Annotated in this window: 14 protein-coding genes; 9 read left to right on the forward strand and 5 right to left on the reverse strand. The window is 68.8% G+C overall.

Features of this window, described 5'->3' with window-relative positions; genetic code table 11:
* Nucleotide 1: 1 nt before the first annotated feature.
* The 9 genes from uvrC (at nucleotide 2) to RWN05_RS09595 (ending at nucleotide 8,837) form a co-directional block, all read left to right on the forward strand.
* Nucleotides 2-1,927, forward strand: a complete 1,926-nt coding sequence (gene uvrC, locus RWN05_RS09555; protein WP_314139373.1) for an excinuclease ABC subunit UvrC — start codon at nucleotides 2-4, stop codon at nucleotides 1,925-1,927.
* Between the two features lie 34 nt (nucleotides 1,928-1,961).
* The gene (gene rapZ / locus RWN05_RS09560; protein WP_064296920.1) at nucleotides 1,962-2,843 is read left to right on the forward strand and encodes an RNase adapter RapZ; all 882 of its coding nucleotides are present in this window, start codon (nucleotides 1,962-1,964) and stop codon (nucleotides 2,841-2,843) included.
* A 124-nt stretch (nucleotides 2,844-2,967) separates the two neighbouring features.
* Nucleotides 2,968-3,945: a DNA-binding protein WhiA gene (whiA, locus tag RWN05_RS09565; RefSeq protein WP_064296921.1), complete on the forward strand. Its 978-nt coding sequence runs from the start codon at nucleotides 2,968-2,970 to the stop codon at nucleotides 3,943-3,945.
* A gap of 155 nt (nucleotides 3,946-4,100) precedes the next feature.
* Nucleotides 4,101-4,727: a superoxide dismutase gene (locus tag RWN05_RS09570; RefSeq protein WP_064296922.1), complete on the forward strand. Its 627-nt coding sequence runs from the start codon at nucleotides 4,101-4,103 to the stop codon at nucleotides 4,725-4,727.
* Between the two features lie 124 nt (nucleotides 4,728-4,851).
* On the forward strand, nucleotides 4,852-5,859 hold the full coding sequence (gene gap, locus RWN05_RS09575) for a type I glyceraldehyde-3-phosphate dehydrogenase (RefSeq protein WP_064296923.1): 1,008 nt from the start codon (nucleotides 4,852-4,854) through the stop codon (nucleotides 5,857-5,859).
* A gap of 136 nt (nucleotides 5,860-5,995) precedes the next feature.
* The gene (locus tag RWN05_RS09580) at nucleotides 5,996-7,213 is read left to right on the forward strand and encodes a phosphoglycerate kinase (protein ID WP_064296924.1); all 1,218 of its coding nucleotides are present in this window, start codon (nucleotides 5,996-5,998) and stop codon (nucleotides 7,211-7,213) included.
* A complete protein-coding gene (gene tpiA / locus RWN05_RS09585; RefSeq protein WP_314139375.1) occupies nucleotides 7,201-8,004 on the forward strand; it encodes a triose-phosphate isomerase in 804 nt (267 codons plus the stop codon). The genes RWN05_RS09580 and tpiA overlap by 13 nt, the downstream gene beginning before the upstream one ends.
* A gap of 135 nt (nucleotides 8,005-8,139) precedes the next feature.
* Nucleotides 8,140-8,388 carry a preprotein translocase subunit SecG gene (gene secG, locus RWN05_RS09590; RefSeq protein WP_056005661.1) on the forward strand — a complete coding sequence of 83 codons (249 nt, stop codon included), beginning with the start codon at nucleotides 8,140-8,142 and terminating at the stop codon, nucleotides 8,386-8,388.
* 86 nt (nucleotides 8,389-8,474) lie between these two features.
* Nucleotides 8,475-8,837 carry an RNA polymerase-binding protein RbpA gene (locus RWN05_RS09595; protein WP_064296926.1) on the forward strand — a complete coding sequence of 121 codons (363 nt, stop codon included), beginning with the start codon at nucleotides 8,475-8,477 and terminating at the stop codon, nucleotides 8,835-8,837.
* Nucleotides 8,838-8,920: 83 nt separating this feature from the next.
* On the opposite strand, the gene pgl is transcribed toward RWN05_RS09595, so the two are convergent.
* From pgl to tal, 5 genes are read right to left on the reverse strand one after another with little or no spacing between them, the layout of a single operon-like run.
* The gene (gene pgl, locus RWN05_RS09600) at nucleotides 8,921-9,709 is read right to left on the reverse strand and encodes a 6-phosphogluconolactonase (protein WP_064296927.1); all 789 of its coding nucleotides are present in this window, start codon (nucleotides 9,707-9,709) and stop codon (nucleotides 8,921-8,923) included.
* Nucleotides 9,709-10,671 (reverse strand): glucose-6-phosphate dehydrogenase assembly protein OpcA, encoded by a 963-nt coding sequence (locus RWN05_RS09605; RefSeq protein WP_064296928.1) that lies wholly within the window; start codon nucleotides 10,669-10,671, stop codon nucleotides 9,709-9,711. The genes pgl and RWN05_RS09605 overlap by 1 nt, the downstream gene beginning before the upstream one ends.
* The gene (gene zwf, locus RWN05_RS09610) at nucleotides 10,668-12,212 is read right to left on the reverse strand and encodes a glucose-6-phosphate dehydrogenase (RefSeq protein WP_064296929.1); all 1,545 of its coding nucleotides are present in this window, start codon (nucleotides 12,210-12,212) and stop codon (nucleotides 10,668-10,670) included. The genes RWN05_RS09605 and zwf overlap by 4 nt, the downstream gene beginning before the upstream one ends.
* 23 nt (nucleotides 12,213-12,235) lie before the next feature.
* Entirely contained in the window at nucleotides 12,236-13,849 is a 1,614-nt protein-coding gene (locus tag RWN05_RS09615) for a glucose-6-phosphate isomerase (RefSeq protein WP_314139378.1), read from the reverse strand.
* Nucleotides 13,846-14,955 (reverse strand): transaldolase, encoded by a 1,110-nt coding sequence (gene tal / locus RWN05_RS09620; protein ID WP_121290634.1) that lies wholly within the window; start codon nucleotides 14,953-14,955, stop codon nucleotides 13,846-13,848. The genes RWN05_RS09615 and tal overlap by 4 nt, the downstream gene beginning before the upstream one ends.
* Between the last annotated feature and the right edge of the window lie 13 nt (nucleotides 14,956-14,968).

Below are 14,968 nucleotides of genomic sequence, written 5' to 3' on the forward strand. Positions count from 1 at the left end.
CGTGGCGGCCGTCCGCGGCGGAAGTGGTCTGGCGTACCGGCCGAAGGCGGGGGAGATCCCCACCATGCCCGGCGTGTACCGCTTCAGCGACGACTCGGGCCGGGTGCTCTACGTCGGCAAGGCGATGAACCTCCGGGCGAGGCTCAGCAACTACTTCGCGCCCCTGCACACCCTCCACGAGCGCACGCGCCGCATGGTGACGACCGCGACCGGGGTCACCTGGACGACGGTCGGCAGCGACGTCGAGGCGCTGCAGCTCGAGTACACGTGGATCAAGGAGTACGACCCGCCGTTCAACGTCAAGTTCCGCGACGACAAGTCGTACCCGTACCTCGCGGTCACCCTCGGTGACGAGGCGCCGCGCGTCATGGTCACCCGGAACACCCGGATCCCGGGGGCCAAGTACTTCGGCCCGTACCCGAAGATTTGGGCCGTCCACGACACGGTCGACCTCATGATCAAGGTCTTCCCGATCCGCACCTGCTCCGACTCGGCGTACAAGCGGGCCATGGCCTCGGGGAAGCCCTGTTTCCCCGGGCAGATCGGGCGGTGCGGAGGGCCGTGCTCCGGCAAGGTCACCATCGAGGAACACCGCGCGATCGTCGACGACTTCGTCTCGTTCATGGTCGGCAACGACCGCCGGTTCACGACGCGCATCACCGCCGACATGAAGGCCGCCGCGGCCCGCCAGGACTACGAGTCCGCGGCCGTCTACCGGGATCAGCTCCAGGCGCTCGACCAGGTGCTCGCGAAGAGCGCGGTCGTCCTGCGCGACGCCGTGGACGCCGACCTGTTCGGCATCGACCACGACGAGCTCGCCGCGTCGGTGCAGCAGTTCGTCGTCCGTGGCGGCCGCATCCGCGGTGTGCGGTCGTGGACCGTCGACAAGGAGCTCGACATGTCGACCGCCGAGCTCGTCGACAGCGTCGTCCAACGGGTGTACGCCGCCGCGAGCGGGACTGAGGTCCCGAGAGAGGTGCTCGTTCCGGAACTGCCGGACGACGCCGAGAGCCTCGAGGACTGGCTGGCCGAACGCCGCGGCTCGAAGGTCGCCCTCCGCGTCGCCCAGCGCGGCGAGAAGGCGACGCTCATGGAGACCGCGGTCGTCAACGCCAAGCAGGCCCTCATGCTCTACAAGACCCGGCGCAGCTCCGACTTCGTGGCCAGGACGCAGGCGCTCGAGGACATCCGCGATGCACTCGGGATGCCCGAGGCGCCGCTGCGGATCGAGTGCTTCGACGTGTCGCACCTGAGCGGTACCAACATCGTCGCGTCGATGGTGGTCTTCGAGGACGGGCTGTCCCGGAAAGACGAGTACCGCCGCTTCGGCGTCGCCGAGTCCACCGACGACACCGACTCGATCTACCAGGTCGTCTCCCGGCGACTCGCGCACCTCACGTCGTCCGAGCCCGTCGAGACGGTCGACGAGACCACGGGGGAACGCAAGCGCCGGAAGTTCACCTATCCGCCGCAGCTCCTCATCGTCGACGGCGGGCAACCGCAGGTCGCCGCCGCCGCGCGTGCGCTGGAGGAGTCCGGCCTGACCGGGATCACCCTGTGCGGACTGGCGAAGCGACTGGAGGAGATCTGGTTGCCCGAGGACCCGTATCCGGTGATCCTGCCGCGGGGGAGCGAAGCGCTGTTCCTCCTCCAGCGGGTCCGCGACGAGGCGCACCGGTTCGCCATCAGCTTCCAGCGCCAGAAGCGGAAGCGCGACATCTCGACCGTCCTCGGCGAGATCCCCGGGCTCGGTCCGGCGAAGGTCCGCGAGCTGCTCAAACACTTCGGATCCGTCGCCCGCTTGAAGACCGCGACGCCGGCCGAGATCACCGAGGTCAAGGGCATCGGCGACAAACTGGCGGCCACGGTGCACGAGGCGTTGACCTCCGGCTCCGCACAGCCCTCGCAAGCCTCGCGGAATGGGTAGGCTGGGACTTCAGACCTTCGAGGAAAGCGTGTCGATGACCCCGGGCCAGCCGCAGCACCAGCAGGAAGTCCTCATCGTCACGGGGATGTCCGGCGCCGGACGCTCCACCGTCGCGAACGCGCTCGAGGATCTCGGCTGGTACGTCGTCGACAACCTGCCCCCGCAGATGCTCCGTCCCCTCGTCGACCTCGCCGAGCGCGCCGGATCACGTCTGCCGCGGATCGCCGCGGTGGTCGACGTCCGGGGCCGCGACTTCTTCAGCGAGTTGCAGGAGATCGTGCCGGCGCTCCGGGGCGGGACGCACCTCCGCATGATCTTCCTGGAGGCGACCGACGCGGCGCTCGTCCGCCGGTTCGAAGCCGTCCGCAGGCCGCACCCGCTGCAGGGCGAGGGAACGATCCTCGACGGCATCGTGGCTGAGCGTCACCGACTGAGCGAGATCCGTGAGTCGAGTGACGTCATCATCGACACGAGCGACCTCAACATCCACCAGCTCGCCACGACCACGCGTGAGCTCTTCGCCGGCGCGGAGACACCGGGTGTCCAGGTCACCGTGCTGAGCTTCGGGTTCAAGTACGGCCTGCCGCCTGATGCGGACCTCGTCGCCGACATGCGGTTCCTCCCGAACCCGTTCTGGGTTCCGGAGCTGCGTGCGTTGAGCGGTCAGGACCCCGAGGTGAGTGAGTACGTGCTCTCGCAGACCGGAGCCGCCGAGTTCCTCGAGAGCTACGCCCATGCCCTCGAACCCGTCCTCGCGGGGTACCAGCGTGAGAACAAGCGTCACGTCACCATCGCCGTCGGCTGCACGGGGGGCAAGCACCGCTCGGTCGCGGTCGCCCTCGAGCTCGCCGACCGACTGCGGAACCAGTCCGGCGTCGCCGTGCACGTCCGGCACCGAGACCTCGGGCGCGAATGACGCCCACGGGCCCGACGCAGCCGCGGCGGAGCCCGAACGGTCCGAGGCACTACGCCTCCGGATCGCGAACATGCAGGATCGACGCCGCACTCCGACGGCGCGATCACGACAGATAGGAACCACCGTGGCCCTCACCGCCGACGTCAAGAACGAACTGGCGCTCGTCCGCGAGACCCGCAACTCGGTCCGAGCGGCCGAGCTCGCGTCCCTGCTCCGCTTCTCCGGCGGACTCCACACGATCTCCGGACGCGTGGCGATCGAAGCCGAACTCGACAGTCCGACCCTCGCCCAGCGGGTGCGTCGCGACATCGGCGAGCTCTACGGGATCCGCAGCGAGATCCTGGTGCAGAACCCCGGCAGCTCGGGCAAACCGAGCCTGTTCGTGGTGCGCGTCATCGAGGGAGGCGAGACCCTCGCCCGACAGACCGGACTCCTCGACGCACGACGGCGTGCGGTCCGCGGGCTGCCGAACCGGCTGACCACCGGGTCGCGCGACGAACTCGCCGCCGTCTGGCGGGGGGCGTTCCTCGCCACCGGGTCCCTCACCGACCCCGGCCGATCTGCGTCGCTCGACGTCGTGTGCCCCGGTAACGAGTCCGCGATGGCGCTCGTCGGTGCCGCCGGCCGCATCGGTGTCTCCGCGAAGGCGCGGGAGGTCCGCGGCATCCACCGGGTCGTCATCCGCGAGGGCGACGCGATCAGCGGCATGCTGTCGCTCATGGGTGCCACCGGCACCGTCACCTCCTGGGAGGAGATGCGGCAGCGCAAGGAGGTCCGGGCGACCGCGAACCGCCTCGTCAACTTCGACGACGCCAACCTTCGCCGCTCCGCCCAGGCGGCCGTGGCGGCCTGCGCGCGCGTCGAGCGCGCCCTCGAGATCCTGGGCGACGAGGTCCCCGACCACCTGCAGTACGCCGGTGCCCTGCGCCTCGACCACCGTGAGGCCAGCCTCGACGAACTGGGCCACTTCGCCGACCCTCCGATGACGAAGGACGCCATCGCCGGCCGCATCCGGCGCCTGCTCGCCATGGCGGACAAGCACGCGAGCGATCTCGGCATCCCGGGCACGGACGCCAACCTCCCGGCGGATTACGAGGACTGAACCAGCTCGTGAATCCTCGCCGACCCGCCATCGTCGCGGTTCGTCATGCTGGGAACAAGCCCCGACCCCCGACGGTTGCCGCTCACTAGACTGGGTGATGACGCTCAGAGCCGTGTGCAGACAGCGCACGGGACAACACGAGGAGATCACGAAGAATGGCTGTTTACTCACTGCCCGAATTGCCGTACGACTACAGTGCGCTCGAGCCGCACATCAGTGCGACCATCACCGAGCTCCACCACGACAAGCACCACGCCACCTACGTGGCCGGTGCGAACACGGCCCTCGAGAAGCTCGCTGAGGCCCGCGACGCCAACGACTTCACGAACGTCAACAAGCTCGAGAAGGACCTCGCGTTCAACCTCGGCGGTCACGTCAACCACACCATCTGGTGGAACAACCTCTCCCCGGACGGCGGCGACAAGCCGACCGGCGAGCTCGAGTCGGCCGTCGACGAGTACTTCGGCAGCTTCGACAAGTTCCAGGCGCACTTCACCGCCGCGGCGCTCGGCGTGCAGGGATCCGGATGGGCCGCGCTCACCTGGGACACCCTCGGTCAGCGCATCAACATCCAGCAGTTCTTCGACCAGCAGGGCAACTTCCCGGCCGGTACCGTCCCGCTGCTGCTGCTCGACGTCTGGGAGCACGCCTACTACCTCGACTACAAGAACGTCCGCGCTGACTACGTCAAGGCGTTCTGGAACATCGTCAACTGGGCCGACGTCCAGGCACGCTTCGAGGTCGCGCGCAAGCAGACCAACGGCCTGCTGGTACTGTCGTAGTTGACCGGTCCGTCCCGGTCCCACGGGCCGGGACGGACCACCTTCCTCCTCACTCGGGGAGGGCGCTCACTCCGAGCAGACCGTACAATCGCGCCGTCTGGCGCCTCAGTATCAGGAGTCATCTGTGTCCGTCAAGATCGGCATCAACGGCTTCGGCCGCATCGGCCGCAACTTCTTCCGCGCCGCCCTCGCCAAGGGCAGCGACCTCGAGATCGTCGCTGTCAACGACCTCACCGACAACAAGGCGCTCGCCCACCTCCTGAAGTACGACTCCATCACGGGTCGTCTGGACGCCACGGTCGAGCTCGACGGCGACAAGATCATCGTCAACGGCAAGCCCATCATCGTGCTCGCGGAGCGCGACCCCGCCGACCTCCCCTGGGGCGAGCTCGGCGTCGACATCGTCATCGAGTCGACCGGTCGCTTCACGAAGTCCGACGACGCCCGCAAGCACATCACCGCCGGCGCCAAGAAGGTCCTCGTGTCGGCTCCCGCCACGGGCAGCGACGTCGCCACGATCGTCCTCGGCGTCAACGAGGGCACCTACGACGCCGCGACGCACGACATCATCTCGAACGCGTCCTGCACGACGAACTGCCTCGCGCCGCTCGCCAAGGTCCTGCTCGACAACTTCGGCATCGAGCGTGGCCTCATGACCACGGTCCACGCCTACACCGCCGACCAGAACCTGCAGGACGGCCCGCACAGCGACCTCCGTCGTGCACGCGCCGCCGCCGTCAACATCATCCCGACCTCCACCGGTGCAGCCAAGGCACTCGGCCTGGTCATCCCGGAGCTCGTCGGCAAGCTCGACGGCTACGCCCTGCGCGTCCCGGTCCCGACCGGTTCGATCACCGACCTCACGGTCGAGCTGACCAACCCGGCCACGGTCGAGGAGATCAACGCCGCGTACAAGGCCGCCGCCGAGGGCCCCCTCAAGGGCATCCTCAAGTACACCGAGGACCCGATCGTCTCGAGCGACATCGTGACCGACCCGCACTCCTCGATCTTCGACGCCGGCCTCACCAAGGTCATCGGCTCGCAGGTCAAGGTCGCCTCGTGGTACGACAACGAGTGGGGCTACTCGAACCGCCTCGTCGACCTCACCGAGTACGTCGCGGACCGCCTCTAACCAACCGGCTGTCTGCCGCACTCCTCACCCGAGCAGCCAGACACCGCATGGTCCGAACGGGCGTCCTGAATCATCTTCAGGGCGCCCGTTCGGCTTCGTCGGTGGTCATGGCTCAGCGCAGAGAAAGACCCTCCTCATGACCCTCCGCACCCTCGACTCGCTGGGCGACCTCAGCGGCCGCCGAGCCGTCGTCCGCCTCGACCTCAACGTCCCGCTGAAGGACGGCGTCATCACCGACGACGGCCGCATCCGCGCGGCACTCCCCACCCTCAACGCGCTCATCAACCAGGGCGCGCGCGTCGTCATCGTCTCCCACCTCGGCCGGCCCGACGGCACACCCGATGCGAAGTACAGCCTCGCGCCCGTCGCGCAGCGGTTGTCGGAACTCCTCGGCAAGCCCGTGACCTTCGCCGCCGACACCGTCGGCAGTGCCGCGACCGACGCCGTCGCCGCACAGACCGACGGCGACGTCGTGCTGCTCGAGAACCTGCGCTTCAACTCCGCCGAGACCAGCAAGGACGCCGGCGAACGCGAGGCGTTCGCCGCCAAGCTCGCCGCCTTCGGCGACGTCGTCGTCTCCGACGGCTTCGGTGTCGTCCACCGGAAGCAGGCGAGCGTGTACGAGCTCGCCAAGCTGCTCCCGAGCGCTGCCGGACTGCTCATCGCCGCCGAGCTCGAGGTCCTCGACCGTCTCACCGAGACCCCGGAGCGCCCCTACACGGTCGTCCTCGGCGGCTCGAAGGTGTCCGACAAACTGGGCGTCATCGGCCACCTGCTGCCGCGCGTCGACTCGCTGCTCATCGGCGGTGGCATGCTGTTCACCTTCCTCGCCGCCCAGGGGCACGCCGTCGGTTCGAGCCTGCTCGAAGCGGACCAGATCGAGACCGTCCGCGGGTACCTCGCGAAGGCCGACGAGCTCGGCGTGACGATCGTCCTGCCGACCGACGTCGTCGTCGCCTCGGCGTTCGGCGCCGACGCCGAGCACGTCGTGCGGCCGGCCGACGCCATCGAGGACACCCCGTTCGGTGCCGCAGGGCTCGGACTCGACATCGGACCGGACACGGCTGCAGCGTTCGCCGAGATCGTCGCCGCGTCCAAGACGGTGTTCTGGAACGGCCCGATGGGCGTGTTCGAACTCGCGCCCTTCGCCGCCGGTACGCGCGCGGTCGCTGAAGCGCTCACCCGCACGGACGGCCTGAGCGTCGTCGGTGGCGGTGACTCGGCCGCAGCGGTTCGTGCGCTCGGCTTCGATGATGACCAGTTCGGTCACATCTCAACTGGTGGCGGCGCCAGCCTCGAGTTCCTCGAGGGCAAGCGTCTGCCTGGACTGGAGGTCCTCGGATGGCAGCAGTAACCCCCGGGCGCACGCGTGTGCCCCTGATCGCCGGCAACTGGAAGCTCAACCTGGACCACCTCCAGGCGATCGCGCTCGTCCAGAAGCTCGATTGGACGCTCAAGGACGGCAACCACGACTACGCCGACGCCGAGGTGGCCATCTTCCCGCCGTTCACGGACCTCCGCTCGGTCCAGACGATCGTCGCCGCCGACAAGCTCAAGCTGGCCTACGGCGCGCAGGACCTGTCGCAGCACGACGCTGGCGCCTACACCGGTGAGATCTCCGGAGCGTTCCTCGCGAAGCTCGACTGCCGCTACGTGCTCGTCGGACATTCCGAGCGCCGCACCCTGCACAACGAGACCGACGAGGTCGTCCAGGCGAAGACGGCCGCAGCCGTGCGACACGGCCTCGTCCCCGTCATCTGCATCGGTGAGACCGCCGAAGACCTCGAGGAACACGGCCCGTCGGCCGTCCCCGTGGCGCAGCTCAAGGCTGCCATCGACGGACTCGCACCGGACGCGGACATCGTCGTCGCCTACGAGCCGGTGTGGGCCATCGGTTCCGGTCAGGCGGCGACGCCCGACCAGGCGCAGCAGGTCGCAGCCGCTCTCCGCAGCACGCTCGCCGAGGTCCTCGGCGATGAGGCGGCGCAGCGCACGCGGATCCTCTACGGCGGTTCGGTGAAGGCCTCGAACATCGCCGGCTTCATGCGCGAACCCGACGTCGACGGTGCCCTCGTCGGCGGTGCGAGCCTGCTCGCCGACGAGTTCGCCGGGATCGCCCGCTTCTCGCAGCACGTCGGACTCTGACCGACCTGCTGCACCAGCAGTACCGACACGGCTCGGCCCGCGGCACCAGCCGCGGGCCGAGCCGTGTCCGCTGAACCGTCGAGGTATACTGGACGGCGGTTCAGCCCCTCTGAACGCGAATGCGAAAGGTCTCACGTGGAGATTCTCCAGGTCATCCTGCAGGTGCTGCTCGGCATCACCAGCCTCCTGCTCACTTTCCTGATCCTGCTGCACAAGGGCCGCGGCGGCGGTCTGTCCGACATGTTCGGCGGCGGCTCCTCCAGCAACCTCGGTTCGTCAGGGGTCGCCGAGCGCAACCTCAACCGCTTCACCGTCATCCTCGGCCTGACCTGGGGTGCCTGCATCGTCGTGATCGGGCTCCTGACGAAGTTCGCCGCCGCCTAGACCGGCCGCGAAGCCCCGATCCCGGGGACGCAACTCGACGCATCACACCCGAACCACTCTCGACAGTACGAGAAAGAGGAAACACCATGGCATCAGGCGGAAGCGCTATCAGGGGATCACGCGTCGGCGCCGGTCCCATGGGCGAGCAGGACCACGGCTACCACGCGGACCGCATCGCCATCTCCTACTGGGACGCCCTCGGCAACGAGACGGTCCGCCACTTCGCGGCGAACGTCCCCGACGAGGAGATCCCCGAGACGATCGACTGCCCGACGTCCGGTCTGCCGGCCGGTCGCGACAAGGCGAACCCGCCGGAGGTCGCGAAGCTCGAGCCGTACAAGACCCACCTCGCCTACGTGAAGGAACGGCGCACGGAGGAAGAAGCCGAGCAGCTGCTCGAAGAAGCACTCCAGCAGCTCCGTGCACGCCGCGGTACGGCAGCGAAGTAACCAGGACCACATATGTGGAAAGGCCGTTCCCCTCGGGGAACGGCCTTTCTGCATGCTGGCACCGGCTCGGCGGCCGGCCTCTGCTAGTACTCCGGCAGGATCAACGAATCCGGGACCTCGGCGGCAGCATCCTGGTCGACGAAGAACACCGTCCGTTTGCGTCCCTTGGCCCCGGCGGCGGGGACCTCGTTGTAGCTGGCACCCGCGAGGGCGAGGCCGAGTGCCGACGCCTTGTCGGTGCCGGCGAGGACGAGCCAGACCCGCACGGAGGAGTTGATGGCCGGCCGCGTCAGGCTGAGTCGTTCCGATGGCGGCTTGGGGGAGTTCCGCACCGGGACCACCGAGGTGTCGGTGACCGAGACCTCGGCCCGCTCCGGGAAGAGCGACGCGACGTGACCGTCGGGACCGACACCCAGGAACGTGATGTCGAACCGGGGGTGGTCCTCGCCGGGTCGCGCGAACCGACGGAGCTCGTCCGCGTACCGCACCGCAGCGGCGTCGAGGTCGATGCCGTCCTCCGGCGCCGGGTATCCGTGCACGTGTTCGGCGACGAGGCCACGCTCCGGAAGCGCCAGCAGAGCTTCCAGCAAGGCCTCCCGTGCCTGCAACTCGTTCCGATCGGCGTCGTCCCGAGCGACCCAGCGCTCGTCTCCCCACCAGAGGTGCACCCGGGACCAGTCCACCCGGTCGCGGTCCTTCGACGCCGCCACGGCGGCGAGCGTCCCCGTGCCGACCGTCCCGCCGGTCAGGACGACGTGGACCGTCTCCTGCGACTCGAGCAGTTCACGGGTTCGGGACAGGAACCGCTTGGCGACCGAGGTCGTCAGCTGGTCGCGGTCCTGATAGACGAGGACGCGTCGCTCGGTCGGCATCAGCTGGTCCGAGCGCGGAGCGTGACCGGCTCGCCGAGGCCGGGGAGGCCCACGGTGATGACCTGTCCGTACAAGACGTCCGGGTCGAGCGTGCGGAGCTCCTCGGCGAGGCAGTCGCGCAGACTGCGACGGGGGAGCGAGAGGTCGTGCGTCGGCTGTCCGGGCTGGATCAGCGTCGCGATGTCGGGAACGGGTCGCTCGAGGACGACGTTGCCGGACGCCCGCGTGAGGCGGACACCGTGGATGCCGCTCGACCCGTGGGCCATGCTGAGCTCGTGGGTCACGTCGACCTGCAACTGCAACTGGAGCCAGGCGGCGAGCAGCTCGGTCGACGGGGAGTCCGATGCTCCGGACACCTCGATCGCCGTGACGGGCTCGTACGGCGGCTGGTCGAGCACCGCCGCGAGCTGGGCACGCCAGAGCGTGAGCCTGGTCCATGCGAAGTCCGTGTCTCCGGGGGCGTAGTTCGCCGCGCGACCGCGGAGCGCGGCGTGGGTGTCCGCCGCCGCGGACGCGTCGGTGATACGACGCTGGGCGATGCGGCCGATCGGTGACGTCGAGACGCGTTCGGGTGCCTCACCGGGCCACCAGGCGACGACGGGTGCGTCGGGCAGGAGCAGACCGGTCACGAGGCTCTCCTCGTTCTCGGCCACCGCACCGTAGGCGCGGAGGATGACCACCTCGCTCGCTCCGGCGTCGCCGCCGACGCGGATCTGGGCATCGAGCCGGTCGCCGATGGAGGACTGCTGGTCGTCGTGCTCCGTGGAGAGGACGATGACCCGCATGGGGTGCTCGCGGGAGGCCTCGTTGGCGGCCTCGATGGCTTCCTCCTCGGCTCCGAGCCGCGTCGAGATCACCAGGGTGAGCACGCGACCCAGGGCGACGGCGCCGCCGTCCTCGCGGATGGTCACGAGCGCCTTCGAGAGCTTGCTCGTGGTCGTGTCTGGCAGGTCTACGATCATGGTCGTCTCCAGGTGCGTCCGTCGCGGTTCATGAGGTCGTCGGCCGAGGAGGGGCCCCAGGTGCCGGGAGCGTACTGCTCGAGCGGCGTGTCCTGAGCGGCCCAGTACTCCTCGATCGGGTCGAGGATCTTCCAGGAGAGCTCGACCTCCTCGTGACGGGGGAAGAGGGGCGGGTCGCCCAGCAGGACGTCGAGGATGAGACGTTCGTACGCCTCGGGACTCGCCTCGGTGAAGGCGTGGCCGTAGCCGAAGTCCATGGTGACGTCGCGGACCTGGGTGCCGGCACCCGGGACCTTCGAACCGAAGCGGATGGTGACACCCTCGTCGGGCTGGACGCGGATGACCAAGGCGTTCTGGCCGAGCGCCGAGGTCTGGCTCTCCGCGAACAGGTACTGCGGAGCACGCTTGAAGACGACCGCGATCTCGGTGACGCGGCGTCCGAGGCGCTTCCCGGCACGCAGGTAGAACGGCACGCCGGCCCACCGACGCGTGTTGATGTCGAGCCGCATGGCCGCGTAGGTCTCGGTCGTCGACTCCGGGTTCATCCCGTCCTCGTCGAGGAAGCCCAGCACGTGCTCGCCACCCTGCCAACCACCGGCGTACTGCCCACGGGCCGTCGCGGCCCCGAGGTCGTCGGGGAGGCGGACGGCAGCGAGGACCTTCTCCTTCTCCGCGCGCAGGTCTGCCGCGTTGAAGGAGATCGGCTCCTCCATCGCCGTGAGGGCGAGGAGCTGCAGCAGGTGGTTCTGGATGACGTCGCGCGCCGCTCCGATGCCGTCGTAGTACCCGGCACGACCCCCGACGCCGATGTCCTCGGCCATGGTGATCTGCACGTGGTCGACGTAATTGGCGTTCCAGATGGGCTCGTACAGCTGGTTCGCGAACCGGAGCGCCAGGATGTTCTGGACGGTCTCCTTGCCGAGGTAGTGGTCGATCCGGAAGATCGAGTCCGACGGGAAGACCGACTGCACGATGTCGTTCAGCTCGCGAGCCGTCTTGAGGTCGCTGCCGAACGGCTTCTCGATGACCACCCGGCGCCACTGACCGTCAGCGGGTTCCGCGAGTCCCGAGCGACGGAGCTGCTCGGTGACCTGCGGGAAGGCCTTCGGCGGGATCGAGAGGTAGAACGCGTGGTTGCCCATCGTCCCGCGATCCGCATCGAGCTCCTCGATGGTCTCTTTCAGCTTCTCGAACGCCGCGTCGTCACCGAATTCACCGGGGACGAACCGGATGCCCTGGGCGAGCTGGTTCCAGACGTCCTCGCGGAACTCGGTCCGGGCGTACTGCTTGACGGATTCGTGGACGACCTCCATGAAGTCCTGGTCCTCCCAGTCCCGTCGGGCGAACCCGACGAGTGAGAAGCCAGGGGGCAGGAGGCCCCGGTTCGCCAGGTCGTACACGGCCGGCATCAGCTTCTTGCGGGACAGGTCACCTGTCACGCCGAAGATGATGAGGCCGCTCGGACCGGCGATCCGATTGAGGCGTCGGTCGGTGTCCACCCGCAGCGGGTTGGACTCCGGGGTGATTTCCACCGGGGACATGAAGCTCCTTGTGCAGTGACGCGCTAGTCGTTGACGGCGTCGAAGAGGGTGACGATGTTCTGGTCCGGCGACGTGAGCGTCAGCGTGAGGACCGGACGACCGTGCTCGGCGAGGACGCGGGCGTCGCCGCCCGCCTGGGCCTCGATGAGCTGGCCGAAGGTGAACGGGCGCTCGGGGATCTCCAGGTCGACGGGGGCCGTCTCGGTGATCTGCAGGAACACGCCGTTCGCGGGGCCGCCCTTGTGGTACTGACCCGTCGAGTGCAGGAAGCGGGGACCCCACCCGAAGGTCGTGGGTCGTGCCGCCTTCGCCGCGACGAGGTCGCGGATGCTCTCGAGCTGCGGGGAGGCGAGACGGTCGACGTAGCCCTGGATCGCGACGTACCCGTCGGAGGGCAGCTGCGCGAGCAGTGCCTCGACGGCGCCGGACAGGGTGGTCACGCCGTCGAGGAGACCGGCAGAGCCGCGGACCTCGACACCGTCGGCGACGAAGGCGGGTGCCTCGGGCTCCGGACGGTTGTCGAGCAGCCCACGGGTGGCGACCTTCGCGGACTCGACGTCCGGCTGGTCGAACGGGTCGATGCCGATGAGGCGCCCGGCGACGACGGTCGCGTACTCCCACACCAGCATCATCGCGCCGAGGCTGCCGCTGACGAGGATCTCGCCCTCGTGGCGGTCGTGGCGCAGCAGGTGGAACTCGTGGGCGTCGTCGACGATGCGGACGATCTGGAGGTCGGCCGGCTTCGACTCGAGCTCGGGAGCGAGCGGGTTGAGCACGACGGGCAGCAGACCGCGACCGGACTTGCCGGTCGATTCGGCGATGAGCTGTTCGGCCCAGTCCGGGAATCCGACGATGTGCGTCCCGTCGGTGATGAGACCGACCTTGTCGCGCAGCGGAACGGTGCCGCCGATCGCCGCGCCCAGGATGAGACCCGGGTTCGAAGCGTCGTCGATCGCGAGTTCACCGAGTACCGCGTCGGCCTCGTCGAGCAGCGCGCCGATGTCGACACCGGCCAGACCGGACGGCACGAGTCCGAAGGCGGTGAGCGCACTGTAGCGACCGCCGACGTTGGGGTCGGCGTTGAAGACCCGGTAGCCGGCCTCGTTCGCCGCCGCCTCGAGCGGGGAGCCCGGGTCGGTGACGATGACGATGCGGCCGGCGGGGTCGATCCCCGCAGCCGTGAACGCGGCCTCGTAGGCACGGCGCTGACTGTCGGTCTCGACCGTGGAGCCGGACTTCGAGGAGACGACGAGCACGGAGGTCTCGAGGCGGTCCGCCAGGGCCGCGAGGACCCGACCGGGAGCGGTCGAGTCGAGGACGGTCAGGTTGCCGCCCAGCGTGTTCGTGATGACCTCGGGTGCGAGCGAGGAACCGCCCATGCCCGCGAGCACGATGTGGTCGATGCCCTCGTCGTTGAACTGCTCACGGAGCGCGAGGATCGGCTCGACCAGCGGGCGGGAGACGGAGACCGCCTGGACCCAGCCGAGGCGCTTGGACGCCTCGGCCTCGGCCGCAGGACCCCACAGCGTGGGGTCCTGGTCCGTGATGCGCGACGCGACGAGGTCGCTGACGAGGGTCGGGACCACCGATGCGACAGCGGCCTCCGCCGCGCCGCTCACGCGGATCTTGAAGCTCACTTGGAGGCCTCCAAAGCCGTCTTCACGGTCTCGAGCAGCTCGTCCCAGGACACGATGAACTTCTCGACGCCCTCACGCTCGAGCAGCGCCGTCACCTCGTCGTAGGACACGCCGAGTGCGGCGATGGCGTCGAGGACCTCGTTCGCAGCCGCGTAAGAGCCGGTGACGGTGTCGCCGGTGATGACGCCGTGGTCGAAGGTCGCCTCGAGAGTCTTCTCCGGCATGGTGTTGACCACGCCGTCGGCGACGAGCTCGGTCACGTAGAGCGTGTCGGGGAGGTCGGCGGACTTGACGCCCGTCGAGGCCCAGAGCGGACGCTGCTTGTTGGCGCCGGCCTCGAGGAGCGCGGTGGCACGCTCGCTCGCGAACTCCTGCTCGAAGACCTGGTAGGCGAGCTGGGCGTTCGCGACGCCGGCCTTGCTCTTCAGCGCGGTCGCCTCGGGGCTGCCGATCGCGTCGAGACGCTTGTCGATCTCGGTGTCGACCCGCGACACGAAGAACGAGGCGACCGAGTGGATCGTCGAGAGGTCGTGGCCCGCGGCCTTCGCCTGCTCGAGACCGGTGAGGAACGCGTTGATGACCTCGCGGTAGCGGGTGAGGCTGAAGATCAACGTGACGTTGACGCTGATGCCGGCGCCGATGACGGCGGTGATGGCCTCGAGGCCCTCGACCGTCGCGGGGATCTTGATCATCGCGTTGGGCTGGTTGACCTTGGCCCAGAGCTGCTTGGCCTGCTCGATCGTCGCGGCGGCGTCGTGCGCGAAGCCCGGCTCGACCTCGATCGACACGCGGCCGTCGTACCCGTTCGAGGAGTCGTAGACGCCACGGAAGATCTTCGATGCAGCAGCCACGTCGTCGGTGGTGATCTCGAAGACCGCCTCGGTGACGTCCTTGCCGTCGGCGGCGAGCTGGGCGACCTGCTCGGCGTAGACGTCGCCGTTGCTGAGCGCGGACGCGAAGATCGTCGGGTTCGTCGTGACACCGACGACGTTGCGGTCGGCGATGAGCTGCTCCAGCCCACCGGACTGGATGCGTCCGCGGGAGAGGTCGTCGAGCCAGATGCTGACGCCGGCGGCGGACAGCTGGGCGGTTGGGGTTTCAGTCATGTTCTTCTGTCTC

Source organism: uncultured Plantibacter sp., assembly GCF_963518075.1.
Classification (GTDB): domain Bacteria; phylum Actinomycetota; class Actinomycetes; order Actinomycetales; family Microbacteriaceae; genus Plantibacter; species Plantibacter flavus_A.